The following is a 24,729-nucleotide window of genomic DNA, read 5'->3' as shown; positions in this document are numbered from 1 at the left end:
CGGGGCATCGCCCCGGATGGGGGTTCCGGCCGTGCGCCCAGTTTGCCACCCCTGCCGCGCGAAATCACTTAAAAATGGCTTCTAGGCGGGTTAGAAAAATATTATAAGTACTTGTAAATAAAAGAAGTTCGGTATAAAAATGCATTTCAATTAAAGGTGCCGAAAAAACGCCATGCTGGAGCAATCGCCCGACGCCTCGCGCCAGTACATCGACGCGGTCGCCGCCTTTGAGGCCTATGAAGAGGCGCGGAAGGAGGCGGAGCAGGTGCGGGGCGGCATGTACTGGCACAAGGGGGCCGCGGCATCGTCTGCCAAGGACTACCTCGTCCGAACGAGTACCGCTGGCAGCGAGAAGAGTCTGGGCCCTCGCGCGCCAGAAACCGAGGCCATCTACCGGGCGTTTCGCAAGCGCAAGGAGGACGCCCAGTCCCGTCTGGCCGGCCTTAAGGAGTCCCTCGCACGGCACAAGCGCATGAACCGGGCGCTTCGGGTGGGTCGAGTTGCCCCTGTGGTGGTTGACATCCTCGGACGCCTGGCCGAAACCCGCTTGGGCGAGCACTTTCGGGTTGTGGGGACGCACGCGCTCTATGCCTACGAGGCGGCAGCGGGTGTGCGTTTTGAAAGCGAAGCCGTAGCGACGAGGGACATCGACCTGCTGTGGGACGTACGCCGTCGTATGGCCTTCGCAACTGCCCTGCATCGCGTGGACCGCTCTATGCTGGGCGTCCTGCGCAAGGTGGACGCGAGCTTTCGCATCCGCAATGGCCAGAAGTACACCGCGGTGAACAAGGACGGCTTCGGGGTCGACATCCTGCGCCGAATGAAGGCGGGGGATGATCCCCACCCCCTCGGGCTCAGTGACGACGAAGACGACTTTTGGGTCGTGCAGGCGCCCAAGGCGCAGGCGCTCGTCGACGCGCCTGGCTTTTCTGCCGTCGTGGTCGCTACAAACGGCGACATGGCAAGGATGAACACGCTTCACCCGATGAACTTCATCGGCCTCAAGAAGTGGTTGAGCGTTCGCGAGGACCGCGACCCACTCAAGCGGCGGCGGGACGCATTACAGGCCCGGGTCGTCGAGCAGGTTCTGGAGCAATACCTCCCGCATCTCCTGAAGCCTTGAGTGCTGCTTTCCAAATCCGTCCGACCTGCAAGGAAGCGTGAGCGGCGTGGGCCCCAACCTGCAAAATGAATCCATGATCGAACTGCCCAAAGACGTTCGCCAGCAGGCCGTCTCCTCCATCGAGCGCTACTTCCGCGAACACATGGACGAGCCGATCGGCAACATCGCCGCAGCTGGCCTGCTGGGGTTCTTTCTCGAAGAGGTCGGCCCCTCCATCTACAACCAGGCGGTGGCCGACGTGCAAGAGCGCCTGCAGGCGCGGGTGTCCGAGGTGGACCTGGAGGTCCATGAGGACGAATTTGGCTACTGGCGCAAACGCCTCGGCGCTGAGCCCCAACGCAAGCGCTGACCAGGGTTCCGAGCCGGCCACCAAGACGCCGAGAGCATCCGTGACCTTGGGTCCATCGGCCGCCTCGCCAGCTCCTGCGCCGGGTGCGCGCTCATGCGGGGCCTGAGCTGGCAGGGCAGGCTCCGTCGTCAGAGCTGATGATGCAGAAGGGTCTGGTTGTTTTCGGGGTACGGCTTCAATCCCGCGCGGGAATGGTGCTCAACTCGGCGTTGGCCTCGATCACCACCCGCATCATCCGCATGAACTCCTTGCGCTCGGCCGCCGCGAGGGGCTCGAGCAAGCGCTCCTGCGCCTGCAGCATGCGGGGCACCACTGCAGCGAGGGTCCGGGTGCCCTCCTCGGTGGGAGTGAGCAGCTTGGCGCGGCGATCGACGGGAGAGACCTGACGGGCCAGCAGGCCACGCGCTTCCAGCCGGTCGATCACGCCGGCGATGGTCGAGGTGTCGTAGCCGATGGTGGCGGCCAATGTCTTCTGGTCGATGCCGGGCTGGTTGCACACCGTCTGCAGCGCCGAGTACTGCACCGGCGTGAGCCCGATGTCACCGACCTCCTGGGCGAACAGGGCCACGGCCAGCTGCTGCACCCGGCGGGCCAGGTGACCGGGCAGGCTGCAGGGATCGAGGTTTTTTGACTTGGCTTTCATGTGGCAGCAGGCAGGGCCCGGCTCAGGGTTCGCCTGGATTCTATCCCTCTGGCGCCAATTAGTCAGCATACATATAATATTGATGCTGAGTAAAAATCGGCATTTCCCAAGGCCTCCTCCACCCAGAGACAAGACCATGCAATTTCACCTGAACGGCTTCAAGAGCCGCGACCCCGAAGTCCACGAGGCCTCGCCCCATGCCCTGCCCCCTGGTGACAGCGTGCCGCAGCAGGTCGACGTGCTGGTGGTGGGTGCCGGCCCGGCCGGCCTGACGATGGCGGCGCAGATGGCGAACTTCCCCGACATTCACACCTGCCTGGTCGAGGCCAAAGAGGGCCCTATCCATCTGGGCCAGGCCGACGGCATTGCCTGCCGCACGATGGAGATGTTCCAGGCCTTTGGTTTTGCCAAAAAGGTCGAGGAAGAGGCCTGCTGGATCAATGAGGTGACCTTCTGGAAGCCTGATCCCCACGACCCGAGCCGCATCGTGCGCCACGGGCGTGTGCAGGACACCGAGGACGGTCTGTCCGAGTTTCCGCATGTGGTGCTCAATCAGGCGCGGGTGCATGACCACTACCTGGCCCACATGCGCAACTCCCCCAGCCGCATGGAGCCCTATTACGCCCGCAAGGTGCTGGACCTGAAGGTCGAAGAAGGCGCCGAGTACCCGGTGGTGGTGCGTCTGGAGCGCTGCGACGCGGCGCACCAGGGCCAGGTCGAGACGGTGCGCGCCCGTTATGTGGTCGGCTGCGACGGCGCCCGCAGCGCGGTGCGCGGCGCCATCGGCCTTCAGCTGGTGGGCGGCTCGGCCAACCAGGCCTGGGGGGTGATGGACGTGCTGGCCGTGACCGACTTCCCGGACATTCGCTACAAGTCGGCGATGCAGTCGCCGCACGGCACCCTGATGGTCATCCCGCGCGAAGGCGGCTACCTGGTGCGTCTCTACGTCGAGATGGACAAGCTGGGCGAGGCCGAGCGCGTGTCGGCGCGCGGCATCACCCTAGACCATCTGATCGCCGCAGCGCAGCGCATCTTGCACCCCTACACCATGGAGGTGAAGGAGGTGCCCTGGTGGTCGGTCTATGAAATCGGCCAGCGCATTTGCGACAAGTACGACGACGTACCCGCGGGCCAAGAGGGTAGCCGCCTGCCGCGCGTCTTCATTGCCGGCGACGCTTGCCACACCCACAGCCCCAAGGCAGGCCAGGGCATGAACTTTTCCATGCAGGACACCTTCAACCTGGGCTGGAAGCTGGCCGCGGTGCTGCGCGGTCAGTGCGACCCGCAGCTGCTGCACTCGTATTCGTCTGAGCGGCAAGTGGCCGGCCAGGGCCTGATCGACTTTGACCGCGAGTGGGCCAAGATGATCAGCGACAAGCCCAAGCTCGATGGCGACACCAACGGCCAGGGCGTGGACCCGAAGGCCTTCCAGAAGTATTTCGAGCAGCATGGTCGCTTCACCGCCGGCATGGGCACGCATTACCCGCCCTCGCGTATCACTGGCGAGGCCATGCACCAGGCGCTGGCGCCGGGCTACACCGTGGGCATGCGTTTTCACTCGGCGCAGGTGCTGCAGATCAACGACGCCAAGCCGGTCCAACTGGGGCATGCGGCTCTGGCCGACGGCCGCTGGCGCCTGTACGCCTTTGCGGGCGCCCAAGATCACGTGGAGGAGGGGCGTGGTCTGCGCGCCCTGGCCCGCTTCCTGGCCGAGTCGCCCGACTCACCGGCGCGCCGCTTCACTCCGCAGGGGCAGGATCTGGATGCGGTGTTTGACCTCCGCGGCGTCTTCCAGCGGCCCCATGCCGAGCTGGCCATCGAGTCCATGCCGCTGATGCTGCGCCCGCCCAAGGGGCGCATGGGCCTGTATGACTACGAGAAGGTGTACAGCGCGGTGGTGCGCCACCAGCCGAACATCTATGACCTGCGCGGTATCGACCGAGCGCAAGGCGCTCTGGTGGTGGTGCGGCCAGACCAGTACGTGGCCCATGTGCTGCCGCTGGACGCGCATGCGGAACTGGCGGCGTTTTTCGCTGGGTTCATGCTGGCGGCCTGAGCGCATTGGGAGCGCCTTCGGGGGCGGCTTGGCAGGACCTGTAGCAAGACGCTACGCTTGAGCCCTTGACCGGCCCTGCATTTCGCCTCGATGTACATCCCCGCCGCCTTCGCCCTGACCGACCCCCAGGAGCTGCACCGCATCCTGCGCGAGCACCCGCTGGGCACGCTGGTGACCCACGGTCCCCAGGGTTTGGATGCCGATCACATTCCGTTTGAGTTCGACCCTGATGCCGGCCCTTTAGGCACCTTGCGCGCGCATGTGGCCCGGGCCAATCCGGTGTGGCAACAGGTGGCGGCCGGTAGCCCGGTGCTGGTTGTCTTTCGCGGGGAGCAGGCCTATGTGTCCCCCAACTGGTACCCCAGCAAGCATGAAGCGCATCGCCAGGTGCCGACCTGGAATTACGAGGTGGTGCACGCCCACGGCACCTTCACCGCCCATGACGACGAGCGCTACTTGCGCGGCGTCGTGGCCCGCCTCACGCGCCACCATGAAGTGACCGAGCCCAAGCCCTGGAAGATGTCCGACGCGCCGGCCGATTACCTGGCGCAGATGATGGGACAGATCGTGGGGATCGAGATCGCTGTCACCTCGCTGGTCGGCAAATCGAAGATGAGCCAGAACAAAGAGGCGCGTGACCGCCAGGGTGTGGCCGAGGCCTACGAGGCGCGAGGAAGAGCCGGTCTGGCCGGGCAGGTGCGCAAGGCGCTCTGACCGTCGCTGGGGTCTCGTTTCACAACCACCCAGCGCGCCGAAACCGCCACCACATCACCCCGCAAGCGCCGAAGATCACGCCCAGCGCCGCTGGGTAGCCCCAGGGCTGATCGAGCTCGGGCATGTACTTGAAGTTCATGCCCCACACGCCGACCATGAAGGTGGCCAGGGCAAACACGCCGGCCCAGGCCGCCAGCTGCTTGGTGGTTTGGGACTCTTCAATGGTGCTCACCGCCAGGTTCACCTGGATGGCCGTGCCGATGGTTTCGCGTAAATTCTCCAGCGCGCCCAGGATTCGCGTCAGATGGTCCACCACGTCGCGGAAATAGTGCTGGGTGTGATTGAAGCCCGGTGGCACCCGGCCCCCCGTGAGCTTGTCCATCGCCTCCAAGAGAGGCAGCACCGCATGGCGTACCAGCGTCACCCGTTGTTTGAGCGCATACAGGCGCTTGACGTTTTCGCGTGCCTGGATCCCAGGCTCGAAGATGCGGTCCTCGATCGCCTCGAGTTCGCTTTCGAGTGCATCGACAAAGGGGAAGTAGCGGTCCACCACCGAGTCGACGATGGCATAGAGCACAAAGGCAGGGCCCAGTTGCAGCAGCTCGGGCTCGCGCTCACAGCGCGCGCGCACCCCCAGCAGCTGATGGCGGCTGCGGTTGCGAACCGACAGCACGTAGTTGGGGCCCACGAAGACATTGACCTCGCCCACAACGGGTTCGTCGGTGGGTGAGAGTTCCACCGTGTGCATCACGGTATAGACGGTGTCGTCCGCATACTCCTCGATCTTGGGCCGTTGGTGGCCGTGTAGGGCATCCTCCACCGCAAGCTCGTGCAGACCGAATTGTTCCTGCATCTGCGCCATTTCCTCGGCCGTGGCGTCGCGCAGGGCCACCCAGACAAAGCACTCGGGCCGCGCCAGGAAGCGGCCAATGTCAGCCACCGGCACATCAGCCAGGCGCAGGCCTTTTTCGTAGGCGACACAGTTGATCAACATCTCGGCTCTCCCTGGCCCGTGACCGGAACCCGGGCCATCTTACCGGTGCGCTGATGGCGACTGCAAAGCCCAGGACGGCGCAGGGCCGTCCCGGTGATATCCGGCGCTCAGGAGCGCAGCAAGCCCGGTAAAGGTGGGCGCCGTGGGTTGCCCGGCGAAAGCACCTGCGCGACCCGATCGGGGTCCAGACCAAAAGTCTCGGCACAGGTTTGTGCGATGAGCGCGTCGAGTGACAGTGTGGGTCGCAGGTCGCGGCCCTCGAACAGGTTCGCTGCTGCCAAACCGGGCCAGTCGGCGATCATCCGGCCGCCGCGCACAGCGCCGCCGACCAGCATGGCTGCAGACCCCGTGCCGTGGTCTGTGCCCCCGGTGCCATTGACAGCGACGGTCCGGCCGAACTCGGTGGCCACCAGGACGACTGTTTCCGACCATGCCGGCCCCATGCCCTCGCGCAAGCCCGCGATGAGGCTGTCGAGGGCCTGTAGGCGCAGGGCCAGTCGGCCGGCCTGTGCGCTGTGTGTGTCCCAGCCCTCGGTTTCGATCATCGCCAGCCTGGGGCCGTCTTGGCGGGCCAGGAAGCTCGCTGCCATGCGGCCCATCGCAGCCGAGTCGGATCGCCCCGCTGCCGCTCGGGAGCCGCCGGCCATGCCGCGGGTTTCGAGGGCCGAGTTCCAGATCGGATTGAGCTGCGCGTCACCAGCGTACAACTGGGCGACTCGCATCATCAAGTCATCGTTGGCGGGAGGCAGGGCAGAGGGCGCATAGGTCGCGACCTCCAAGGTGCCGCGCATCGCCATGGGGATCGCCGGGGAAAAGGCAATCGCTGCCTTGCCGGGCAGGGTCAGCAGTGCGGTCAGTCGATTGAGCCAGCCATCGCGCAGCTGGTAGGGGGCGGTACCTCCGCTCTCGAGCACGTTTTGGCCGTCGAAGTGGGAGCGCTCCCTGTAGGGAGATGCCACGGCGTGGAAAAAGTTGGCTTCGCCCTGTTGGTAGAGGCGAAATAGCTCGCCCAGGGCGGGATGCAGCGCAAAGCTGCCATCGAGCTTGAGGGCACTGGTGGTATTGACTGCAAGCGCGCCTCGATGCCGCGCGTAGGCCGGGTCTGCATACGGCACCACGGTGTGCAGTCCGTCGGCTGCGCCGCGTTGGATGATGAAGATGAATCGGCGTTCGGTCAGCGCGCGGGCGAAAAGAACCCGGGGCGATGCGAGTAGCCCTGCGGCTCCGAGGAAGCTTCGTCTTTGAAGGGGCATTTCTACCTCCGCAGAAATTCGGGTGACACCAGCAGCAGCGTGAGGGCTTGTTCGCCGCTCTCGGCCAGCGAAATCGAGCGGTCTGTCGCCTCGCCCATCGCACCAGGCAAGATCCGCGCACCGAGAGCCCGGGCGTCCACGTTTGCGCCAGCCTGTCTGGCCAGGCGTTGGCTCGCCTCGACACGACGCAACAGCGCATCGGGTGCGGCCCAGCTTGCTGCGGTGTCGCCAAAGCCCGCGGGCGATCCGGGCCGCCAGACCGGTTGACCGAGCTGCGTCATGAGGCTGCTCGCCTGTGTGGGCGCCAGAGCTTGCGTGTCCAGTGCGCGCAGGCTGGCGATCGCCCACTCCCAAGGTGTTCTGAACTTCGTAAATTGCGGGTCCCACGCCGGGTCGGCGGTCACCAGCGCGCGGTAGACGGTCGGCAGGTGTCCGCCGCTTCGCAGGAACGCGTCTTCCAGGCGCTGCACCAGATCCGGCGGCGGCTCGTCGGCGACAAAATGCCGCGCCAGCTTGGTGGCGATGTGCCGCGCAGTGGCAGGGGCGGCCGCCAGGTCACGCAGGATGGCCAAGGCTTGCTCCTCGCCTGCCTCCGGATAAAGGCGGCCTGTGACACGCCGCGCCCCAGGCTCGTGCAGTGCAGCGACAAAGCGGGAGCTTGAGCCTGGGGCGCCGGCATCAGGCCGGTCATCTGGCAAGGTCCAACCTGTGAGCGCGCGAGCGAGCTCTGTCACATCGTCCTGCTGGTAGCCACCTTTGACGCCCAGTGTGTGCAGTTCCAGAATTTCTCTGGCCAGGTTCTCATTGAGGCCGCGTGCGCGCTGCAACCTGGCCTGGCTTCGGCTACCCACCTGGCTGTTGGGGCCAATGGACTGCGCCTGATCCAGGTAGAGGAGCATGGCCGGGTGCTTGGCGACCGCCACCAGCATGTCTTCGAAGCGTCCCGTCACATGGGGCCGGATTGCATCGGCCTCGAAGGCGCCCGCCAGCCCGATCACCAGCAGCTTGTCGACCGAGACAGCGAAGTGGTTGGCCCAGAAGTGAACCAGATGCTCGACGAAGGGCGTCTGCGTCTGCAGCGCGCTATCCACCCGTGCGCCGATGGATGCGAGGTAGTCACCACGGCTGCGGCGCAGGTAGGCCTCGCGAATGCCCGCGCGCTGGCCTTCAGGGGCCTGCCGCACCGCGCGTTGCTGGTCGAGCCAAACGCCAGTCAAGGCCGCAGTGCTCGGCAGCTTTTGCCAGGGCGGGGGACGGGTGGTCTGCGCATCGAGCTGCGCCAGAAGCCACTGGCGAGGATCGGACGGGACCCGTTCGTCGGGCCTTGCGCCCAGGCCAAATCGATGGCTTGCAAGAGGGGGTGTTCGCATGGACTTCTATCGTAAGCGACGCTTTTTTATCTGGATGTCCATCATGTTTCGCTCGTGTAAAGTTCCCCCCGACAGCGCCGATTTGAGACGCGTCCATCTGGCCAGGAAGCATCGGCTACTTTGCCCATGATGATCGAACAGGAGTTTCTGATGCACGGCCCCATTCTTGAAGTTCTGCCCCTGGGCTTTCCCTGGGTCACCTTCGATCCCTTCCTGTTTTGCGTCTACCACGACGACCCCTATCCCAAGGCCAATGGCCGCTTCGGTCCTGCGGCCTCGCTGGCAGGTCACGCCATCGGACAAGATTTTCAAAATGCCGACGGTTGGCGGATGTACCACGGGCAAGAGGTGCCTGGCTTTCCGGGCCACCCGCACCGCGGCTTCGAGACGGTGACCGTGGTCCGCCGCGGCCTGGTGGATCACTCAGATTCCCTCGGCGCGGCCGCCCGTTATGGCGGCGGTGATACCCAGTGGCTGACCGCCGGCGCCGGCGTGGTGCATGCCGAGATGTTTCCTCTGCTCGATACCGCCGGGCCCAACCCGCTCGAGCTGTTCCAGATTTGGCTGAACCTGCCCGCGCGCCGCAAATTCGCGCCGCCGCACTTCACCATGTTCTGGGGCGAAGACATTCCCCGCCTGCGTTTGGGTGATGCCGGTGGACCGCAGACCGAACTGGTGTGCGTGGCCGGTGCGGTGCCCGGGCAGCCTGCCACCACACCGCTGGCGCCGCCGCCCGATTCCTGGGCCAGCCAGCCGGAAGCCGACATCGCCATCTGGACGCTGCGTCTGGACCCTGGCGCGCGCTGGACGCTGCCACCAGCCGCAGGCGCTGCCAGCGGCACGCGCCGCTGCCTCTACTTCTTCGCTGGCAGCCCGGTGCGAGTCGGAGGCCACCTGCAATCGGACCATGCCGCGCTGGTGCTGGACGCCGGCGCAGCGGTTGAACTTGTCAACGAGGGCGACAAACCGGCCGAGTTCCTGCTGCTGCAAGGCCGCCCCATCGGCGAGCCGGTGGTGCAGTACGGCCCCTTCGTGATGAACACCGAGGCCGAGGTGCGCCAGGCCTTTGCCGACTACCGCAGCACTCAGTTCGGTGGCTGGCCCTGGGGCGACATGGCGCCGGTGCACGGCCCTGACCCCGGCCGCTTTGCCCGCCATGCGGATGGCAGCGAGGAGCGGCGCGGCCCCGCCAGCGTGGCGGTCAGCGACTGAGCGGCGCGGCTGGCTGGCCCGGCTGGCCCGACGTGCCCGCTGGCGCATCCACCGCCGCCTGTACCGCGCGGTAGAAGGCATCGCGCGCGGCCATCGCCTCTGGATCGCTGGCGGCCTTGGGCCAGTTGCCGTTGGAAGCAATCACCAGCTGGCGCTTGGGGTCGATGAACAGGCCCTGCCCGAAGATGCCGCGCGCAGCAAAGCTGCCGTCCGGGTAGATCCACCACATATAGCCGTAGCCTTGGTCAGGCCGGTTGGTGCTGACCTGCTGGCGCGTGGCCTCCTGCAACCAGCCCTCGGGCACGATGGCCTGACCGTTGACGCGAGCACCTTCGAGGATGAACTGGCCGATGCGCGCGTAGTCGCGGACCGCGGCCTGGATGCAGCAGCCGCCGATTTCCTGGCCGGTCTTGTTCAAGATCCAGGTCGCCTGCTGGCCCATGCCGGCAGGCACCCAGATCTTCTCGGAGAGGTAGGTCGCCAGCGGCTTGCTGGTGGCGGTGGCCACCAGCAGCCCCACCAGATTGGTCTCGCCGGTGCTGTAGTGGAAGCGGCTGCCCGCTGGCGCCTGGCGCGGCAGCTTTCGCAAATAGCTCACCAGCGCGTCCACGCCCGGCTCGGGGACATGGTTGTTGAAGCGAGCGACGTCGGATTGGGGGTCGCCGTAGTCCTCGGTCCACCGCACACCCGAGGTCATGGTGACCAGCTGGCGGATGCTCACCTCGTCGTAGGCTGAGCCCTTCATCTGCGGCAGGTATTCGCTCACCTTGTCGTCCATGCTGCGGATGAAGCCGTCTTTGACCGCCGCGCCCACCAGCAGCGAGGTCACCGACTTGGCCACCGAGAAGCTGGTCCAGCGGCCCTCGGCGTCGAAGTCCAGGCCGTAGCGCTCCAGGCGCACCTGGCCGCCCTGCAAGATGACGAGTCCGGCACTGCGCTGGCTGGCCAGGAAGGCATCCAGATCCAGGGGCAGCGTCAGTGATGGGCCCGGAGGCAGGGCGCGGGGCTGTGTTCCAGCGGGTATGGCCCGGGCTTTGGCCAGCAGCGGAATGCGGTCCAACGCTCGGAAAGCGGCGTCGCGCTGTGGCGTGCTCCAGAACAGCAGGTCGCGGTTGGTGGGCACGGTCGCCAGCAGGCCGCGGGTCTCTTTGTCCAGGCTGAACCAGAAAGCGGTGCCAGCGAGGAGGACGCTGGCCAAGACGCCCAGGGTGATTTTCTTGATTGTCATTTTGCCCATTCCAGTGTTCATGCCTGCGCCCGGAGCGAGGCGATGTCGATCACGAAGCGGTACTTCACGTCCGACTTGAGCATGCGCTCATAGGACTCGTTGATCTGCTGCATATTGATCATCTCGATGTCGGCGCTGATGCCCTTGTCGGCGCAGAACTCGAGCATTTCCTGGGTTTCTGCAATGCCGCCGATCAGCGAGCCGGCGATCGCCTTGCGACCCACCACCATCCCGCTGGTCCGCACCGGCGTCTGCTGCAGCGGGCCCAGGTAGCCCACCAGCACCAGCGTGCCGCCGGTGGCCAGGGCCGGGATGTAGGGGTTGAGGTCGTGCTCGTAGGGCACGGTGTCGATGATCAGGTCGAAGCGGCCTGCGACCGACTTCATCTGCGCCTTGTCGGCGGAGATCACCACCCGGTCGGCACCCAGTCGCCTGGCGTCCTCCTCCTTGCCTGGAGAACGGGAGAACAGGGTGACCTCGGCGCCCAGGGCCTTGGCAAGCTTGAGTCCCATATGACCCAGCCCCCCCAGGCCGACGATGCCCACACGGCTGCCCGGGGCCACCTTCCAGTGCCGCAGCGGTGACCACATCGTCACGCCCGCGCAAAGCAGGGGCGCAGCACCAGCCAGGTCCAGCTTGCCGGGCAGCTCGAGCACGAAGTCCTGGGTGACCACGATCTGCTCCGAGTAGCCGCCTTGGGTCGGTGTGCCATCCACCCGGTCCTTGCTGCCGTATGTGGAGGTGGAACCCTTCTCGCAATACTGCTCCCAGCCCTTGCGGCAGGCACCGCAGTCGCGGCAAGCGTCGACCATGCAGCCCACGCCAACCCGGTCGCCAACTTTCACCCGGGTCACTTTGTCGCCAACAGCAGTGACCCGGCCGATGATCTCGTGGCCCGGCACCACCGGGTACTGGCTCCAGCCCCAGTCATTGCGGGCCACATGCAGGTCGGTGTGGCACACCCCCGCATAAAGGATTTCAATCACGACGTCTTCAGGTCGCGGATCGCGGCGTACGAAGTGAAACAGGCCCAGGGGGCTTGTGGGTGAGGTGGCAGCGTAGCTTTTGACGGCAATGGTCATGGGATGGGGGGGCCTGGGGCTAAACAGTGGTCAATTTAGCAGGCTAGCCAAGCCCCCCGAGTCACCTCGGTACCATATTGGGCATGACCCAGACATACAACATCGCCGTCATTCCCGGAGACGGCATCGGCAAGGAAGTCATGCCCGAGGGCCTTCGGGTGATGGACGTCGCCGCCCGCAAGCACGGCATTTCCCTGAGCCTCACCCACATCGACTGGGCCAGCTGTGATTACTTTGCCCAGCATGGCGAGATGATGCCCCCCGACTGGAAGCAGCAACTCCAGGGTATGGACGCGATTCTCTTTGGCGCAGTCGGCTGGCCGGCCACGGTGCCGGACAACGTATCCCTCTGGGGCAGCCTGCTCAAGTTCCGCCGCGAGTTTGACCAGTACATCAACCTGCGTCCGGTACGACTTTTCGAGGGCGTGCCCTGTCCCCTGGCCGGGCGCAAGCCGGGCGACCTCGACTACCTCATCGTGCGCGAGAACACCGAGGGCGAGTACACCAACGTCGGCGGTGTGATGTACCCCGGCACTGAGCGCGAGATCGTGATCCAGGAGTCGATTTACAGCCGCTTTGGTGCCGACCGGGTGCTGAAGTACGCATTCGAACTGGCTGCCAGCCGCAAGCGCAAGCACCTCACCGTGGCCACCAAAAGCAACGGCATCGCCATCAGCATGCCCTGGTGGGACGGCCGTGCCGACGCAGTGGCCGCCGGCTACCCGCAGGTGCAGGTAGACAAGCAGCACATCGACATCCTCACCGCACGCTTCGTGCTGCAGCCGCAGCGCTTCGACGTTGTCGTGGCGACCAACTTGTTCGGTGACATCCTCTCCGACCTGGGCCCGGCGACCGCCGGCACCATTGGCCTGGCGCCTTCGGCCAACCTCAATCCGGAGCGCAAGTTCCCGTCACTGTTCGAGCCGGTGCATGGCTCAGCGCCCGACATTTACGGCAAGAACATCGCCAACCCGATTGCCATGGTCTGGTCGGCGGCGATGATGTTGGACTTCCTCACGGGGGACGAGGGCGCGGGCCGCGCAGCGCATGACGACATCGTGCGCGCCATCGAGGCGGTGCTGCGCGCCGGCCCGGCCTCGGGACACCTCACGCCCGACCTGGGTGGGCAGGCCGGCACGACGGCCCTCGGCCAGGCGATCGCCGCCCTGGTCTGAGCCCCTTCAGAGGGGGGCAGCTCCGGGCTCACTGCCCTGGGTGAGCGTGACGCGCTCGCGTGCCCCCCGCACCTGGGCCTTCTCGCCGGCGCTGGCGAATTTGCTGTACGAATGCAAAAGCGGGACCATCTGCGCGTAGATGCGTGGGTTGCCGGCCAGGCACTCGCGCTGCTCGAGGAAGTCGGCTTCGCCGGTGAAGTTGCCCACCAGGCCACCGGCTTCCTGCACCAGCAGCGAGCCGGCGGCCACATCCCAGGGCGCCAGTCCCAGTTCGAAGAAGGCGTCGGTGAAGCCGGCTGCCACATAGGCCAGGTCGAGGGCGGCGGCGCCCGGGCGCCGCAGGCCAGCGGTGCGCTGCATTACCTCGCCCATGAGGCGCAGGTAGTCCTCGATCGGGTCGCCCTTGCGGTACGGAAAACCGGTGGAGACCAGGCACTGGTGCAGATCGGTGCGTTTGCTGACCCGCAGGCGCCGGTCGTTGAGTGTGGCACCTCGCCCGCGGGTGGCGGAGAAAAGGTCGTTGCGTGACGGGTCGTAGACCACCGCCTGTTCTACTTTGCCGCGCACCGCCAGGGCGATGCTCACGCAATAGACGGGGAAGCCATGGATGAAGTTCGTAGTGCCGTCCAGCGGGTCGATGATCCAGACATGGTCGGAGCCTTGGCGACCTTGGGTCTTGCCCGACTCCTCGGCCCAGATCGCGTGGTCGGGGTAGGCAGTGAGCAGGATATCGATGATGGCCTGCTCGCTGGCATGGTCCACCTCGGTCACGAAGTCGTTCACCTGCTTTTGCGAGATGCGCACGGATTCCACATCGAGCGCGGCCCGGTTGATGATTGAGCCAGCGGCGCGGGCGGCCTTGATGGCCACGTTGAGCATGGGGTGCAGGTTGGACGACATCGGTGTTAAGGAAGGAGCACGCCCGAACCCGGGCGGGACGTGCCGGCAGCGGGGCTGGCAGCACGGTCGGGCCACCCGACGATGCGGGCGGCGACAATCGGTCATTGTACTTTCCGGGCGTCCCGCTTCGGCCTCGCCTTGCCTGCGCCCTGTCGCCCCCCTCAGCCCCTGCCGAGATCGTCGTTGAAGACACGGTTCATCCTCATCGAAACCAGCCACGCCGGCAATGTGGGCGCAGCAGCCCGCGCCCTCAAGGTCATGGGCTTTGACGACCTGGTGCTGGTCAGGCCCCGCTGGCCCGACGTTCTCGCCCGAGAAGAGACCGTGCAGCGCGCCAGCGGCGCGACCGACGTGCTGGCCCGGGCCCGCATCGTCGCGACCCTGGACGAGGCGCTGGTCGGCGTTTCCCACCTGTGTGCCACCGCCATGACCCCGCGCGACTTCGGTCCGCCCACCGAGGCGCCACGGGTGCACCTGGCCGGGCTGGCGGCCCGCTGGCGCGCGGGTGATGCCGATCCCGGACCCGGTCCTGGGCCCAATGCCGGTCCCGATGACGGGTCCTCCGGCACCATCCCCGCCGGTGTCGCCTTTCTGTTCGGATCCGAGCGCTTTGGCATGGCCAATGCCGACGTCTACCGCTGCCATGTGGCCCTGTCCATTCCGACCGCGCCCGGCTACGGTTCCCTCAACCTCGCAGCGGCAGTGCAACTCATCGCCTACGAGTGGCGGCAGGCCCTCGGGGGTTTCGACGCGACGGATGTCTCTGACGGGCCAGAGGACGCGGCGCTGCGCAGCCCCACTCAGGCCGACGCTGCCGCGGTGGCCGGCCTGCTGGCCCATTGGGAGCAGGCCCTGGTGGAGGTGGGCTTTCTGGACCCCGCCGCGCCGAAGAAGCTGATGCCGCGCCTGAACCAGTTGTTCAACCGCGCGGGCCTCAGCGCGGAAGAAATCCACATCCTGCGTGGCGTGGCCAAGGCCATGCAGCAGGCGGTGGCGACCGGCGGGCCGCAGGCGAGCCCCGGCCGCAAGCCTTAGACTCGGTCGCATGATCAGCCGTCTGCGTTCCGACATCCGCTGCATCCTCGAGCGGGACCCCGCCGCTCGCAGCATTTGGGAGGTGCTCACCTGCTACCCAGGCTTGCATGCACTGGTGCTGCACCGCCTGGCCCATGCCCTGTGGACACGTGGCCTGCGTTGGCTGGCCCGCTTCACCTCCCACTTTTCACGCTGGCTCACCGGCATCGAAATCCACCCGGGCGCCAAGGTCGGCGACGGCGTCTTCATTGACCATGGCATGGGCGTCGTGATCGGCGAGACCGCCGAAATCGGCGACGGTTGCACCATCTATCAGGGCGTGACCCTGGGTGGCACCTCGCTCACCAAGGGCGCCAAGCGACACCCGACACTCGGACGTAACGTGGTCGTCGGCGCGGGCGCCAAGGTGCTCGGCGGCTTCGAGGTGGGTGAGGGCGCAGCCATCGGCTCCAACGCGGTGGTGACCAAACCGGTGCCGGCCGGTGCCACGGCAGTGGGCATCCCGGCGCGCATCATCGAGGCTGAAGAAGGCGTGCGCCGCGAGGCAGCCGCCAGCCGCATGGGTTTTTCTGCCTACGGCATCACGCAAAGCGATGACCCGCTTTCGCAGGCGATGAAGGGGCTGATCGACAGCGCCTCGACCCAGGAGCACCAGATCGCGCTGCTTTGGCAGGCGATTGAAAAGCTTTCGCAAGGCCAGTCGCTGGCCGACTGCGTGCCGCCGGGGGCCGCCCGGCGCGAGAACTTCGAGGCCGACAAGCTCTCGCAGATGGTGGGCAAGTAAGGCCTCGCCTTCAGCGGCCCTCTCCGCAGCCCCCGCCCCTCTCTGTCCCTATCAGGCGCTACGCGGCGGGCGAACCGCGTTCTTCGGCCGAAACGCTGCGCAGACCCGGTCATCGGTTTCCAGGTAGGGCCCGCCGATCAGGTCGACGCAATAGGGCACCGCGGCGAAGATGCCCGGCACCTCGCTGCGGCCTTCTACATCCCGCAGGCCCTCCAGCGTTTCCTGGATGGACTTGGGCTGCCCCGGCAGGTTGATGATGAGGCTTTGGCCCCGAATCACCGCCACCTGGCGCGAGAGGATGGCCGTCGGGACGAAGCGCAGGCTGATCTGCCGCATTTGCTCGCCAAACCCGGGCATCACTTTGTCGGCCACCGCCAGCGTGGCCTCGGGCGTCACGTCGCGCGGGGCCGGGCCGGTGCCGCCGGTGGTCAGCACCAGGGAACAGCCAGCGTTCACCAGTTCTATCAGGGCCTCGCTGATGCGGTCCTGTTCGTCGGGAATCAGCCGGGGTTCGAATTGGATCGGGTTGCGCAGGGCCCGGGTGAGCCAGTCTTGCAGCGCGGGCAGGCCCTTGTCTTGGTAGACGCCGCTGCTGGCGCGGTCGCTCACGGAGACGATACCGATGCGCACCGGGTCCAGGGCTTCTTGGGCGCCTCCGGGGGCTTGGGCAGGGTTAGGGGAGGTCGTGGCGTTCATGGCGGTTCAGTCCTGGCGCTCCAAGTCGTAGGCGCCGTCTTCGTCACGAGGCGCGGTGTCGCCTCCCCGCAGTTGCTCGCGCACCAGCTGAAAAATCTCGCGGAAGGCCCGGCTCTGGCGCGGCGCCAGTCCGCGCGAGACCGCATCGGCATCGGGCGGAGCCTGGTCCTTGCGGGCCTGGCGCACCAGGGACCGCAGTTGCTGCGCGTCGCTGCCAGGGTACTGCGCCAGCCAGTCGGAGAGCGCCTGGTCGCGGGCGATCAGGTCGTCACGCCAGCGCTCGGCTTGGTGCAGGGCCAGGGTGTCGGATGCCGAGCCGCGGTGTTGCACGTCGATCGCTTCGCGCACGGCCGCACGCTGCGTTTCGTCGAGTCGGCGCATCAACTTGCCCACGTACTGCATCTGCCGGCGCTTGCCCTCGAAGTTGGTGATCCGGGCGGCTTCGCGCACGGCCTCAACCAGGCTCTCGGGCAGGGCCAGCGGTTCTAACAGGTCGGCCCGCAGGGTCATGAGCTGTTCGCCCAGCTTCTGCAGGTCGGTGCTTTCGCGCTTGAGATCGGTCCGGCTGATTTCGTTGCCCTTGAGCTCGGCCTTGAGCTGCAAGTCCAGCTCGCTGCCTTCGGCCACGAACTGGCCGCGCACGAAATAGCCTTTTTTGAGTTTGCGTGACATGGAAATGGGGAGGGGCTCCCGGCGCGTGTTCGGCCGGGAAGGTAGGGGCGCAAGTATCATAGCCGCGCAATGAAGACCTCCTCCTCTCCCTCCGCCGGTGCCGCACCGGGTTTTTCCTACAGCCGCGCCCATTTCGAGCATTTGGTCGATCTGGCGCTCGGCCATGCCAAGCGTCTGGGCGCCACTGACGCCGGCGCCGAGGCTTCCGAGGGCTGCGGCCTGTCGGTATCGGTGCGCAAGGGCGAGCTGGAAAACGTCGAACGCAACCGCGACAAGTCCCTGGGCGTCACCGTCTACATCGGCCAGCGCCGCGGCAATGCCAGCACCTCCGACTTTTCCGAGGCCGCCATCCGCCAGACGGTGCAGGCCGCCTACGACATTGCCCGCTTCACCGCCGAGGACCCGGTGGCCGGCCTGCCCGACGCCGGCGATATTGCGCAAGCCTCCGAGCAACCCGACCTGGACCTGTTCCACCCCTGGCCCATCAGCAGCGAAGAGGCCGCCCAATTGGCCCTGGCCTGCGAGCAGGCGGCCCTGGGCACCAGCCCCCGCATCACCAACAGCGAGGGCGCTGGCGTCTCGGCCCAGCAAAGCCACTTCTTCAGTGCCCACACCCGGGGCTTTTCGGGCGGCTACCCGCTCTCGCGCCACTCCTTGTCGGTGGCGCCGATCGCTGGCCGTGGCAACGACATGCAGCGCGACGCCTGGTACAGCTCTATGCGCAACGCCAACGAACTGGCCTCTCCGCAGGCGGTGGGCCGCTATGCTGCCGAGCGCGCGCTCTCGCGCCTGAAGTCCCGCAAGATCAGCACCCGCGAGTGCCCGGTCCTTTTCGAGTCGCCCTTGGCGGCCGGCCTGCTGGGCGCCTATGTGCAGGCCACCAGCGGCAGCGCGCTTTATCGTCGCAGCAGCTTCCTGCTCGACTCACTGGGCAAGCAGGTGCTCCCGCGCCATATCGACATCTCCGAAGACCCGCACCAGCGCGGTGGTAAAGGCAGCGCCCCCTTCGACGATGAGGGTGTGCGCACCCGCGCCCGACAAGTGGTGACTGCTGGCCGGGTGGAGGGCTACTTCCTCTCCAGCTACTCCGCTCGCAAGCTGGGCATGAAGACCACCGGCAACTCCGGCGGTTCGCACAACCTGGTAATGAGTTCCCGCCGCACCCGGCCCGGTGATGATCTGCCGGCCATGCTGCGCAAGCTGGGCACGGGCCTGTTCGTTATCGAGCTGATGGGGCAGGGCGTCAACTACGTCACTGGCGACTACTCTCGCGGTGCCAGCGGCTTCTGGGTCGAGAACGGCGAAATCGCCTTTCCAGTGCAAGAGATCACCATCGCTGGCAACCTCAAGGACATGTTCCGCGGCATCGAGGCCATGGGCGCCGACACCTACAACTACGGCGCCAAAACGGTGGGGTCGGTGCTGATCAACAGAATGAAGGTCGCCGGCTCCTGAGGCCTTCGTTGCGCGCGGGTCAGACCCCGCGCCCCTCCCGTCTGAGGAAAGCACCATGGATTTTCTTGGCCTGCCCGGACTTCTCCCCCTGATCCAGGCCCCCATGGCCGGCTCCCAGGGCGCCCGCCTGGCGCTGGCGGTGGGCGAGGCCGAGGCCCTGGGCTCCCTACCCGCGGCCATGCTGGGTCCCGACGCGATCGAGCGCGAGCTGCAGCTGCTGCAGGCGGCGGGGCGCCCGTACAACGTCAATTTCTTCACCCACCAGCCCCCCGCGCCCGACCCGGCGCGGGACGCGCGCTGGCAGCAGGCCCTTGCGCCGTACTATGCCGAACTTGGGCTGGACCTGTCCCAGGCTGCGGGCGGCGCCAGCCGCCGGCCCTTCGGCCCCGAATCGGCCGAGGTGCTGGAGCGCTTCCGGCCTGCGGTGGTGAGCTTTCATTTCGGCCTGCCGTCTCCCGAGCTGCTGGCGCGGGTGCGTGCGATGGGGTCGCGGGTGATGGCCTCCGCCACCACGCTGGCAGAAGCGCTGTGGCTGGAGGGCCGGGGAGTGGATGCGGTCATCGCCCAGGGCCTGGAGGCGGGCGGGCACCGGGGGCATTTCCTCTCGACCGACATCAGCCTGCAAACCGGCATGATGGACCTGGTGGCGCAGTGCGCACTGGCGCTGCGAGTGCCGGTGATCGCGGCGGGCGGCATCAGCGACGCGGCGAGCGTGCGCGCCGCAATGGCGGCGGGCGCCTCGGCGGTTCAGGCGGGCACCGCCTTCCTGCTGTGCCCCGAGGCCACCACGGGCCCGGTGCACCGCACGCGCCTCAAAGACCGCGACGCGCAGCCGACGCTGACCAACCTCTTCTCCGGCGGACTGGCCCGGGGGATGTCTAACCGCCTGATGCGGGAGCTGGGTCCGGTGAGCGACCAGGCCCCGGCCTTCCCGCTGGCTTCCGCCGCGCTGGCGCCGCTGCGCGCGCAGGCGGAGGCCGAGGGCCGCGACGACTTCACGCCGCTGTGGTCGGGGACGAACCGCGCGGGTTGCCGCGAGTTGCCAGCGGCCGAGATCGTGCGGGCGCTCGCAGCGGGCTTCAGCCTGCCAGGGCGGCCTTGACCGCTGCCGACACCAGCCCATGTCGGCCTTGCCGGCCAGACGGGCCTTGGCTGGACGCATGACATTACCCATGTCGCCCGGTCCGCTGGCGCCCAATTCGGCGGCCAGGGCGCGCACTTCGGTGGCCACCTCGTCGGCGGACAGGCGTGCCGGCGGGTAGGCGGTGAGTACCACCATCGCCGGCAACCTCAAGGACAGTTTCCGCAGCATCGAGGCCATGGGCGCCGAGATCTACAACTAAGGCGCCAAAACGGTGGGGTCGGTGCTGATCAACCGGCTTAAGTTAGCGGGCTCCTGAGGGGGCAGCACCCGAGGCGGCGGCGAGGTCGCCGCCGGCCCGATCAGAATCGGTAGATGGCGCCGATGGCGACCGAGGGCAGTGCGCCAAGCTTGTTCACCGCGTCTTTGAGCTTTTTGCTCTGCGCATCGACGTCGGCTTGGGTGATGGTGTTGGCGCCGAAGGTCTTGCCCACCAAGGAGGTGTCAACTGTGGCCGTGAACGTGCCAACAGCAATCCCGAGGTCTGCAAAAAAGCCCAGGCCCTTTTCGGTGCTGGCCTTGTGGCCCCAGCCGATGCCCAGGTAGGGCGTGACCTGGGGCTGCTTGATCGTGACCTTGAAGGTCTCGCCGCTCAGGTTGGCGGTCTTGCCGTTGATATCGATGGTTCCGGAGGCAGCCGCCGATAGGGCGAACTTGATGTCATTGGCGGTCAGGCCGCCAACCAGGCGGAAACCGCTGGACTTGGAGGGGAACCAGTCGGCGAAAACGCCAACCCGGCTGTTATTGATCTTGGCGGAGAAGGTGTTTCCGTCTTCCGTCACGGACATGCTTGCCGACCCACCGCCGGCGAACTCGCCGCGTAGCCCCCACTCGCCGCCCAGGGCTCGGGCCGCGCCCATTGGCGCGGCATAGCCGAGGGTCACGAGGCCGGGGGCGCCGAGGCCCAAGTAGACGTCTTGAGCCTGTGCGCTGGCAGCGGCAAGGGTCAAGGTGGCGAGCAAAGTGAGCTTGTTCATGGGGCACTTTCTGTGGATATGTAGGCAGGCAGGCAGATTGGCATTCGAATTGACCAGGATAGTTGAGTGCCCGCTAACCCCAAATGGTTCACCCAGCCAGGGCCGCCTTCACCGCTGCAGACACCAGCCCCATGTCGGCCTTGCCGGCCAAACGGGCCTTGGCCGGGCCCATGACCTTGCCCATATCCCCCGGGCCGCTGGCGCCCAATTCGGCGACCAGGGCGCGCACTTCGGCGGCCACCTCGTCGGCGGACAGCCGTGCCGGCAGGTAGGCGGTGAGCACTGCCATCTCGGCGGTCTCCTTGTCCGCCAGGTCCTGGCGGGCGGCCTTCTGGAAAGCCTCGATGCTGTCCTTGCGTTGCTTGATCAGCTTGTCGACGATGGCGATCACGGCTACGTCATCGAGTTCGATGCGTTCGTCGACTTCCTTTTGCTTGATGGCCGCAGTGAGCAGGCGGATCGTGCCCAGGCGGTCTGAGTCCTTGGCGCGCATGGCGGCCTTCATGTCTTCGGTGATTCGTGCCTTGAGGGACATCCGGGTCTCCTTGAAGTGGGCGAAGTTGCGGGGGAGGGGGGCAGGGGCCGGACCGGCCAACGACAAGGCCCGCCAGAGTATCCCCGGGCGGGCCTTGCTTGGAAGCCAGGGACTTCCGGGAACGTATCAGTGCAGAGGGTCAGTACAGCTTCTTGGGCAGCTGCATGCTACGAACGCGCTTGTAATGGCGCTTCACCGCAGCCGCTTTTTTGCGCTTGCGCTCGGCGGTGGGCTTTTCGTAGAACTCACGGGCGCGCAGGTCGGTGAGCAGGCCCAGTTTTTCAATGGTGCGCTTGAAGCGGCGCAGGGCCACGTCAAAGGGTTCGTTTTCCTTGACTCGAATCGTCGTCATGCGTTTCTTTGAATCCAATTGGGTGCTGCAAGAAGATCGGGCTCGCAGCGGGGTTCCCTGGCTAATTTGATGATCAGGCTGCCGGGGGTTCGCCAGAATAGCCGCAAATTATAGCCTCGCGCGGTGGCAGAAATCCGATTTTTGATGGTGGGCCGTGTGAGTCCATTGGTATTCAACCGGGGCCGAGGTTCATCCCCCCAGGCTGCCCCGCCGTGCGGCCATGCCTTGGGCGCAGGCCCAGCCGCTGGCCCAGGCCCACTGAAAGTTGTAGCCGCCCAGCCAGCCGGTGATGTCGACCACCTCGCCAATGAAGTACAGGCCCGGCTGGCGAGACTCCATCGTCTGCTGCGAAAGCGTGCGGGTGTCTACGCCGCCCGCCGTGACCTCGGCTTTTTTGTAGCCCTCTGTGCCTGTGGGGGTGAGTTCCCAGGCGCTGATGCGCTGGGCCAGCAGGGCCAGGGCCTTGTCCGAGGCCTCGTTCACCGGTCGCTGCCAGGCGGTGTCCTGCCGGGCCCAGGCTTCGGCCAGGCGCGAGGGCAAATAGGCGGCCAGCTCGTTGGCAATCAATTTGCGTGAGCCCGCCTTGGCCCGGGGCAGTGCCTCGTTCAGGTCCTGCCCAGGGGACAGATCCAGCCGCAAGGCGCTGCCCGGCTTCCAATAGCTCGAGATCTGCAGAACGCCGGGACCCGACAGGCCGCGGTGGGTGAACAACAGGTCCTCGTCAAAAGTACCGAAGTTCAGGCGGTCCTTTTTGCTGCCGGTCTCGATGCGCACCGGCAGGGCCAGGCCCGCCAGATCGGCCCAAGGGGCCCAGGCTTGGCCGTCGAAGGTGAGGGGCACCAGGGCCGGGCGCGGCTCCACCACCCGCAGGTCAAATTGCTTGGCAATTCGGTAGCCCAGGTCGCTGGCGCCGATCTGCGGGATGGCCAGGCCGCCCGTGGCCACCACCAACTGCGGCGCGCGCACGGTGCCCTGGTCGGTGTCGACTGCGTAGCCCTCTGCGCCTGCGTGGCGCACCGCCTTCACCGCGCAGGGCTGCCAGCGCTGCACGCCGCCGGTCTCGCACTCGGCCAGCAGCATGCGGATGAAATCTTCCGAGCTTCGGTCGCCAAAGAGCTGGCCCTTGTGCTTCTCGTGGAAAGGGATGCCGTGGCGCTGGACCAGGTCGATGAAGTCCTGCGGCGTGTAGCGCGACAGCGCCGAGCGGCAGAACTGCGGGTTCTCGCCGAGGAAGTGCTTGTGCGGCGCGCGCGGATCGAGGTCGCGGTTGGTGAAGTTGCAGCGTCCGCCGCCGGCAATGCGCACCTTCTCGGCCACCTTGGCGGCATGGTCGATGACCAGCACCTTGAGGCCCAGCTGCCCGGCGACCCCGGCGCAAAACAAGCCGGCAGCACCGCCCCCGAGCACGATAGCGTCAAAGGCGAGGGTGTCGGTTGTGGGCATGGCGGGCAGTGTAGTGGGCCGCGCACATCCAATGCCGGCTGTGCGGGACAGCACGGTGCAAGTCAACTGCGACGCGTGCCGCCAAGATCGTCGCCGTCTCTGACTCCTCACGTGCTCCTTCGCCTGCACACAGCCCTATGCAAAGCACCTTCCGACGCCCCATTTCGCTCGTCATGACTGCGACCACCCATTCCTCGCGCCCGGTCGCTCACCAGGCCCCGCCGGTGCGTGACGCGGCAGGCGAGGGCAGCAGTCCCCCACAAGCAGCAGGCAAGCGCAAAGAGGCGCCCGCCAGCGCCCCCACCGCAGGTGAGCTCTCGACCAAACGCCACCGGAGCCAGGCCGGCATGCGGGTCAAGGTGGTTTCCCAAGGCCTGTTCGCGAACATCACGCCACCCCCGGGCAGGCGCCTGGCCGGCGGTGACCCCGGCTCCCAGCCCGTACAGGGCCGACATGCGAGCCGCTGGCAGGCCGGGATGAGCGCCATTCCGCTGTCGCTGTCGCTCTCGCCCATTCCCGAGGAAGCGCTGGAGCCCGGCTCGCCGCTGGCCTCGCCCCCGCGTCCGCGCCCGGAGTTGCCCCTGACGGCGCCGCCAGCCAAGCGCCATCGGCTGGCCTCGTCCCCGCGCGGCGAGCGGCCCCTGGCATCGGAGCCGGCCAAGCGGCATCAGCCAGCACCGCCCCGCTTTCCTCGGCCGAGCGCGCCTCCTCAGCCGAGCCCGCATGTGGCGCTCGACGTGCGGCCCAGCCCGCCACGGGCCAGCGCCGCACCCGCAGCCCCGCCCGTACCTGCGCCCGCAGCTGGCCCCGCAGCTGGCCCCGCTGGCGCGCGCTTACCCTTGCTCAATCCAGTACCGGTTGCATCGGCTGCAGCCGCCCCACCCGATGCGCCGCGCGCCTGGCCACCGGGTGCAGGCTCGGTCTTGCGGGAGGCGTTGCCGCATTGGCAGGAGCGCGTCGCGACTTTGCAAGAGCGTGCCCTGGAGGTCGGCTACGGCGGCAGAGGCGGCAACCCGCTGGCTTTGCTGGATGAGCTTCACCGGGCCTTGCGCCATGTCGCGTGGTCCGCCATGGTCAGGGACCCGGAGCGCGAACTGTCGACGCTCCAAACCCTGGTCAACCACAGCATCACACCGGCGCAATTGCCAGGCCTGGTGTCCAGCGGTTCCCGGTGGGACCTGCTCCAGAAGGCGATTAACTCGACGCTGCTGTTCGGCGCGAGTTTTGCCATGGCCGGAGCGGTCACGTCCCTCCTGGAGCCCGAGGCCGCCGGGCTTGTTTCGGACCCGCTGGGCACTTGCCCGGACCCCGGGGCGATGCCTCCTTGGATGGGGGCTGCCTTGATCCACCTGCTGGGCGACCTGATCATCGGTGTGGGCGCCGAGTGGGCCACGGCCGTTTTGCGGGAAGGCAAGCTTGACCAGCCCTACAACCGGCGGCTGGGCTGCGGCGACGACGATCGACCCCGGGATTTTGCCGAGACCACTACCGGGCGCTGGGTGCAGGCCACGTCGGCCCTGCCTTTTGCGGCGCTCTACAC

The 24,729-nt window shown here is 66.9% G+C and carries 23 protein-coding genes and 2 pseudogenes; 11 read left to right on the top strand and 14 right to left on the bottom strand.

Annotated elements, in window-relative coordinates; all coding sequences use genetic code 11:
- The first annotated feature begins 172 nt into the window (after nucleotides 1-172).
- The gene (locus QE494_RS14210; protein ID WP_300044242.1) at nucleotides 173-1,123 is read left to right on the top strand and encodes a GSU2403 family nucleotidyltransferase fold protein; all 951 of its coding nucleotides are present in this window, start codon (nucleotides 173-175) and stop codon (nucleotides 1,121-1,123) included.
- Between the two features lie 73 nt (nucleotides 1,124-1,196).
- Nucleotides 1,197-1,472: a DUF2164 domain-containing protein gene (locus tag QE494_RS14205; protein WP_300044241.1), complete on the top strand. Its 276-nt coding sequence runs from the start codon at nucleotides 1,197-1,199 to the stop codon at nucleotides 1,470-1,472.
- A 175-nt stretch (nucleotides 1,473-1,647) separates the two neighbouring features.
- Here the strand turns inward: QE494_RS14205 and QE494_RS14200 are convergent, their stop codons facing one another.
- Entirely contained in the window at nucleotides 1,648-2,115 is a 468-nt protein-coding gene (locus QE494_RS14200; RefSeq protein WP_300044240.1) for a MarR family winged helix-turn-helix transcriptional regulator, read from the bottom strand.
- Nucleotides 2,116-2,251: 136 nt separating this feature from the next.
- On the opposite strand from QE494_RS14200, the gene QE494_RS14195 reads away from it, so the two are divergent.
- Nucleotides 2,252-4,171 (top strand): FAD-binding monooxygenase, encoded by a 1,920-nt coding sequence (locus QE494_RS14195; protein ID WP_300044239.1) that lies wholly within the window; start codon nucleotides 2,252-2,254, stop codon nucleotides 4,169-4,171.
- Nucleotides 4,172-4,261: 90 nt separating this feature from the next.
- Nucleotides 4,262-4,885 carry an FMN-binding negative transcriptional regulator gene (locus QE494_RS14190; protein WP_300044238.1) on the top strand — a complete coding sequence of 208 codons (624 nt, stop codon included), beginning with the start codon at nucleotides 4,262-4,264 and terminating at the stop codon, nucleotides 4,883-4,885.
- Between the two features lie 19 nt (nucleotides 4,886-4,904).
- Here the strand turns inward: QE494_RS14190 and QE494_RS14185 are convergent, their stop codons facing one another.
- From QE494_RS14185 to QE494_RS14175, 3 genes are all read right to left on the bottom strand, one after another.
- A complete protein-coding gene (locus QE494_RS14185; protein ID WP_300044237.1) occupies nucleotides 4,905-5,879 on the bottom strand; it encodes a magnesium and cobalt transport protein CorA in 975 nt (324 codons plus the stop codon).
- Nucleotides 5,880-5,986: 107 nt separating this feature from the next.
- Nucleotides 5,987-7,132 carry a DUF1501 domain-containing protein gene (locus tag QE494_RS14180; protein WP_300044236.1) on the bottom strand — a complete coding sequence of 382 codons (1,146 nt, stop codon included), beginning with the start codon at nucleotides 7,130-7,132 and terminating at the stop codon, nucleotides 5,987-5,989.
- A 2-nt stretch (nucleotides 7,133-7,134) separates the two neighbouring features.
- The gene (locus QE494_RS14175) at nucleotides 7,135-8,502 is read right to left on the bottom strand and encodes a DUF1800 family protein (protein WP_300044235.1); all 1,368 of its coding nucleotides are present in this window, start codon (nucleotides 8,500-8,502) and stop codon (nucleotides 7,135-7,137) included.
- A 126-nt stretch (nucleotides 8,503-8,628) separates the two neighbouring features.
- Here QE494_RS14175 and QE494_RS14170 point away from each other — a divergent pair, with 126 nt between their 5' ends.
- A complete protein-coding gene (locus QE494_RS14170) occupies nucleotides 8,629-9,714 on the top strand; it encodes a pirin family protein (protein WP_300044234.1) in 1,086 nt (361 codons plus the stop codon).
- Here QE494_RS14170 and QE494_RS14165 read toward each other — a convergent pair.
- Nucleotides 9,704-10,942 carry a serine hydrolase gene (locus QE494_RS14165; protein ID WP_300044232.1) on the bottom strand — a complete coding sequence of 413 codons (1,239 nt, stop codon included), beginning with the start codon at nucleotides 10,940-10,942 and terminating at the stop codon, nucleotides 9,704-9,706. The two genes, QE494_RS14170 and QE494_RS14165, sit on opposite strands and share 11 nt — an antisense overlap.
- 17 nt (nucleotides 10,943-10,959) lie before the next feature.
- Nucleotides 10,960-12,024, bottom strand: a complete 1,065-nt coding sequence (locus QE494_RS14160; protein ID WP_300044231.1) for an NAD(P)-dependent alcohol dehydrogenase — start codon at nucleotides 12,022-12,024, stop codon at nucleotides 10,960-10,962.
- 83 nt (nucleotides 12,025-12,107) lie between these two features.
- On the opposite strand from QE494_RS14160, the gene QE494_RS14155 reads away from it, so the two are divergent.
- On the top strand, nucleotides 12,108-13,199 hold the full coding sequence (locus QE494_RS14155; RefSeq protein WP_300044230.1) for a tartrate dehydrogenase: 1,092 nt from the start codon (nucleotides 12,108-12,110) through the stop codon (nucleotides 13,197-13,199).
- Nucleotides 13,200-13,205: 6 nt separating this feature from the next.
- Here the strand turns inward: QE494_RS14155 and QE494_RS14150 are convergent, their stop codons facing one another.
- Nucleotides 13,206-14,099 (bottom strand): inositol monophosphatase family protein, encoded by an 894-nt coding sequence (locus QE494_RS14150; RefSeq protein ID WP_300044229.1) that lies wholly within the window; start codon nucleotides 14,097-14,099, stop codon nucleotides 13,206-13,208.
- A gap of 183 nt (nucleotides 14,100-14,282) precedes the next feature.
- On the opposite strand from QE494_RS14150, the gene QE494_RS14145 reads away from it, so the two are divergent.
- Entirely contained in the window at nucleotides 14,283-15,134 is an 852-nt protein-coding gene (locus tag QE494_RS14145; protein WP_300044228.1) for an RNA methyltransferase, read from the top strand.
- Nucleotides 15,135-15,144: 10 nt separating this feature from the next.
- A complete protein-coding gene (gene cysE / locus QE494_RS14140; protein ID WP_300044227.1) occupies nucleotides 15,145-15,918 on the top strand; it encodes a serine O-acetyltransferase in 774 nt (257 codons plus the stop codon).
- A 51-nt stretch (nucleotides 15,919-15,969) separates the two neighbouring features.
- On the opposite strand, the gene mog is transcribed toward cysE, so the two are convergent.
- Both mog and yjgA read right to left on the bottom strand, forming a co-directional pair.
- Nucleotides 15,970-16,614, bottom strand: coding sequence for a molybdopterin adenylyltransferase (mog, locus tag QE494_RS14135; protein WP_300044225.1), 645 nt, complete (start codon nucleotides 16,612-16,614; stop codon nucleotides 15,970-15,972).
- Nucleotides 16,615-16,620: 6 nt separating this feature from the next.
- Complete coding sequence (yjgA, locus tag QE494_RS14130) at nucleotides 16,621-17,286, bottom strand: ribosome biogenesis factor YjgA (protein WP_300044223.1); 666 nt, start codon at nucleotides 17,284-17,286, stop codon at nucleotides 16,621-16,623.
- 69 nt (nucleotides 17,287-17,355) lie between these two features.
- On the opposite strand from yjgA, the gene pmbA reads away from it, so the two are divergent.
- Nucleotides 17,356-18,741 (top strand): metalloprotease PmbA, encoded by a 1,386-nt coding sequence (gene pmbA / locus QE494_RS14125; protein WP_300044221.1) that lies wholly within the window; start codon nucleotides 17,356-17,358, stop codon nucleotides 18,739-18,741.
- Between the two features lie 55 nt (nucleotides 18,742-18,796).
- Nucleotides 18,797-19,843: a nitronate monooxygenase family protein gene (locus QE494_RS14120; RefSeq protein WP_300044219.1), complete on the top strand. Its 1,047-nt coding sequence runs from the start codon at nucleotides 18,797-18,799 to the stop codon at nucleotides 19,841-19,843.
- On the opposite strand, the pseudogene QE494_RS14115 reads toward QE494_RS14120, so the two are convergent.
- The 5 genes and pseudogenes from QE494_RS14115 to QE494_RS14095 all read right to left on the bottom strand — a co-directional run.
- Nucleotides 19,821-20,020, bottom strand: a pseudogene (locus QE494_RS14115) (GatB/YqeY domain-containing protein); the annotation flags it as partial. The gene QE494_RS14120 and the pseudogene QE494_RS14115 overlap by 23 nt on opposite strands.
- A gap of 164 nt (nucleotides 20,021-20,184) precedes the next feature.
- Nucleotides 20,185-20,859 carry a hypothetical protein gene (locus tag QE494_RS14110; protein ID WP_300044217.1) on the bottom strand — a complete coding sequence of 225 codons (675 nt, stop codon included), beginning with the start codon at nucleotides 20,857-20,859 and terminating at the stop codon, nucleotides 20,185-20,187.
- An 88-nt stretch (nucleotides 20,860-20,947) separates the two neighbouring features.
- Complete coding sequence (locus QE494_RS14105) at nucleotides 20,948-21,394, bottom strand: GatB/YqeY domain-containing protein (RefSeq protein ID WP_300044215.1); 447 nt, start codon at nucleotides 21,392-21,394, stop codon at nucleotides 20,948-20,950.
- A gap of 139 nt (nucleotides 21,395-21,533) precedes the next feature.
- Nucleotides 21,534-21,746, bottom strand: coding sequence for a 30S ribosomal protein S21 (gene rpsU / locus QE494_RS14100; RefSeq protein ID WP_007833691.1), 213 nt, complete (start codon nucleotides 21,744-21,746; stop codon nucleotides 21,534-21,536).
- A gap of 189 nt (nucleotides 21,747-21,935) precedes the next feature.
- On the bottom strand, nucleotides 21,936-23,189 hold the full coding sequence (locus tag QE494_RS14095; protein WP_300044213.1) for an NAD(P)/FAD-dependent oxidoreductase: 1,254 nt from the start codon (nucleotides 23,187-23,189) through the stop codon (nucleotides 21,936-21,938).
- 173 nt (nucleotides 23,190-23,362) lie between these two features.
- On the opposite strand from QE494_RS14095, the pseudogene QE494_RS14090 reads away from it, so the two are divergent.
- A pseudogene (locus QE494_RS14090) lies at nucleotides 23,363-24,729 on the top strand (hypothetical protein); the annotation flags it as partial.

Origin of the sequence: Ramlibacter sp. (genome assembly GCF_029866045.1) — a bacterium.
In the GTDB taxonomy this organism is placed as follows: Bacteria; Pseudomonadota; Gammaproteobacteria; order Burkholderiales; family Burkholderiaceae_C; genus Ramlibacter.
The sequence above is the reverse complement of the archived record's forward strand: the minus strand, read 5'-3'. Positions and strand labels throughout refer to the sequence as shown.

What these genes read in the sequence shown, in the direction of transcription:
- QE494_RS14095 (WP_300044213.1), bottom strand. Translation starts at nt 23,189, where the DNA reads ATGCCCACAACCGACACCCTCGCCTTTGACGCTATCGTGCTCGGGGGC.
- QE494_RS14150 (WP_300044229.1), bottom strand. Translation starts at nt 14,099, where the DNA reads ATGTCGTCCAACCTGCACCCCATGCTCAACGTGGCCATCAAGGCCGCC.
- QE494_RS14185 (WP_300044237.1), bottom strand. Translation starts at nt 5,879, where the DNA reads ATGTTGATCAACTGTGTCGCCTACGAAAAAGGCCTGCGCCTGGCTGAT.
- QE494_RS14110 (WP_300044217.1), bottom strand. Translation starts at nt 20,859, where the DNA reads ATGAACAAGCTCACTTTGCTCGCCACCTTGACCCTTGCCGCTGCCAGC.
- mog (WP_300044225.1), bottom strand. Translation starts at nt 16,614, where the DNA reads ATGAACGCCACGACCTCCCCTAACCCTGCCCAAGCCCCCGGAGGCGCC.
- cysE (WP_300044227.1), top strand. Translation starts at nt 15,145, where the DNA reads ATGATCAGCCGTCTGCGTTCCGACATCCGCTGCATCCTCGAGCGGGAC.
- QE494_RS14175 (WP_300044235.1), bottom strand. Translation starts at nt 8,502, where the DNA reads ATGCGAACACCCCCTCTTGCAAGCCATCGATTTGGCCTGGGCGCAAGG.
- QE494_RS14200 (WP_300044240.1), bottom strand. Translation starts at nt 2,115, where the DNA reads ATGAAAGCCAAGTCAAAAAACCTCGATCCCTGCAGCCTGCCCGGTCAC.
- QE494_RS14190 (WP_300044238.1), top strand. Translation starts at nt 4,262, where the DNA reads ATGTACATCCCCGCCGCCTTCGCCCTGACCGACCCCCAGGAGCTGCAC.
- yjgA (WP_300044223.1), bottom strand. Translation starts at nt 17,286, where the DNA reads ATGTCACGCAAACTCAAAAAAGGCTATTTCGTGCGCGGCCAGTTCGTG.
- QE494_RS14170 (WP_300044234.1), top strand. Translation starts at nt 8,629, where the DNA reads ATGATGATCGAACAGGAGTTTCTGATGCACGGCCCCATTCTTGAAGTT.
- QE494_RS14180 (WP_300044236.1), bottom strand. Translation starts at nt 7,132, where the DNA reads ATGCCCCTTCAAAGACGAAGCTTCCTCGGAGCCGCAGGGCTACTCGCA.
- rpsU (WP_007833691.1), bottom strand. Translation starts at nt 21,746, where the DNA reads ATGACGACGATTCGAGTCAAGGAAAACGAACCCTTTGACGTGGCCCTG.
- QE494_RS14105 (WP_300044215.1), bottom strand. Translation starts at nt 21,394, where the DNA reads ATGTCCCTCAAGGCACGAATCACCGAAGACATGAAGGCCGCCATGCGC.
- QE494_RS14210 (WP_300044242.1), top strand. Translation starts at nt 173, where the DNA reads ATGCTGGAGCAATCGCCCGACGCCTCGCGCCAGTACATCGACGCGGTC.
- QE494_RS14155 (WP_300044230.1), top strand. Translation starts at nt 12,108, where the DNA reads ATGACCCAGACATACAACATCGCCGTCATTCCCGGAGACGGCATCGGC.
- pmbA (WP_300044221.1), top strand. Translation starts at nt 17,356, where the DNA reads ATGAAGACCTCCTCCTCTCCCTCCGCCGGTGCCGCACCGGGTTTTTCC.
- QE494_RS14120 (WP_300044219.1), top strand. Translation starts at nt 18,797, where the DNA reads ATGGATTTTCTTGGCCTGCCCGGACTTCTCCCCCTGATCCAGGCCCCC.
- QE494_RS14205 (WP_300044241.1), top strand. Translation starts at nt 1,197, where the DNA reads ATGATCGAACTGCCCAAAGACGTTCGCCAGCAGGCCGTCTCCTCCATC.
- QE494_RS14165 (WP_300044232.1), bottom strand. Translation starts at nt 10,942, where the DNA reads ATGACAATCAAGAAAATCACCCTGGGCGTCTTGGCCAGCGTCCTCCTC.
- QE494_RS14195 (WP_300044239.1), top strand. Translation starts at nt 2,252, where the DNA reads ATGCAATTTCACCTGAACGGCTTCAAGAGCCGCGACCCCGAAGTCCAC.
- QE494_RS14160 (WP_300044231.1), bottom strand. Translation starts at nt 12,024, where the DNA reads ATGACCATTGCCGTCAAAAGCTACGCTGCCACCTCACCCACAAGCCCC.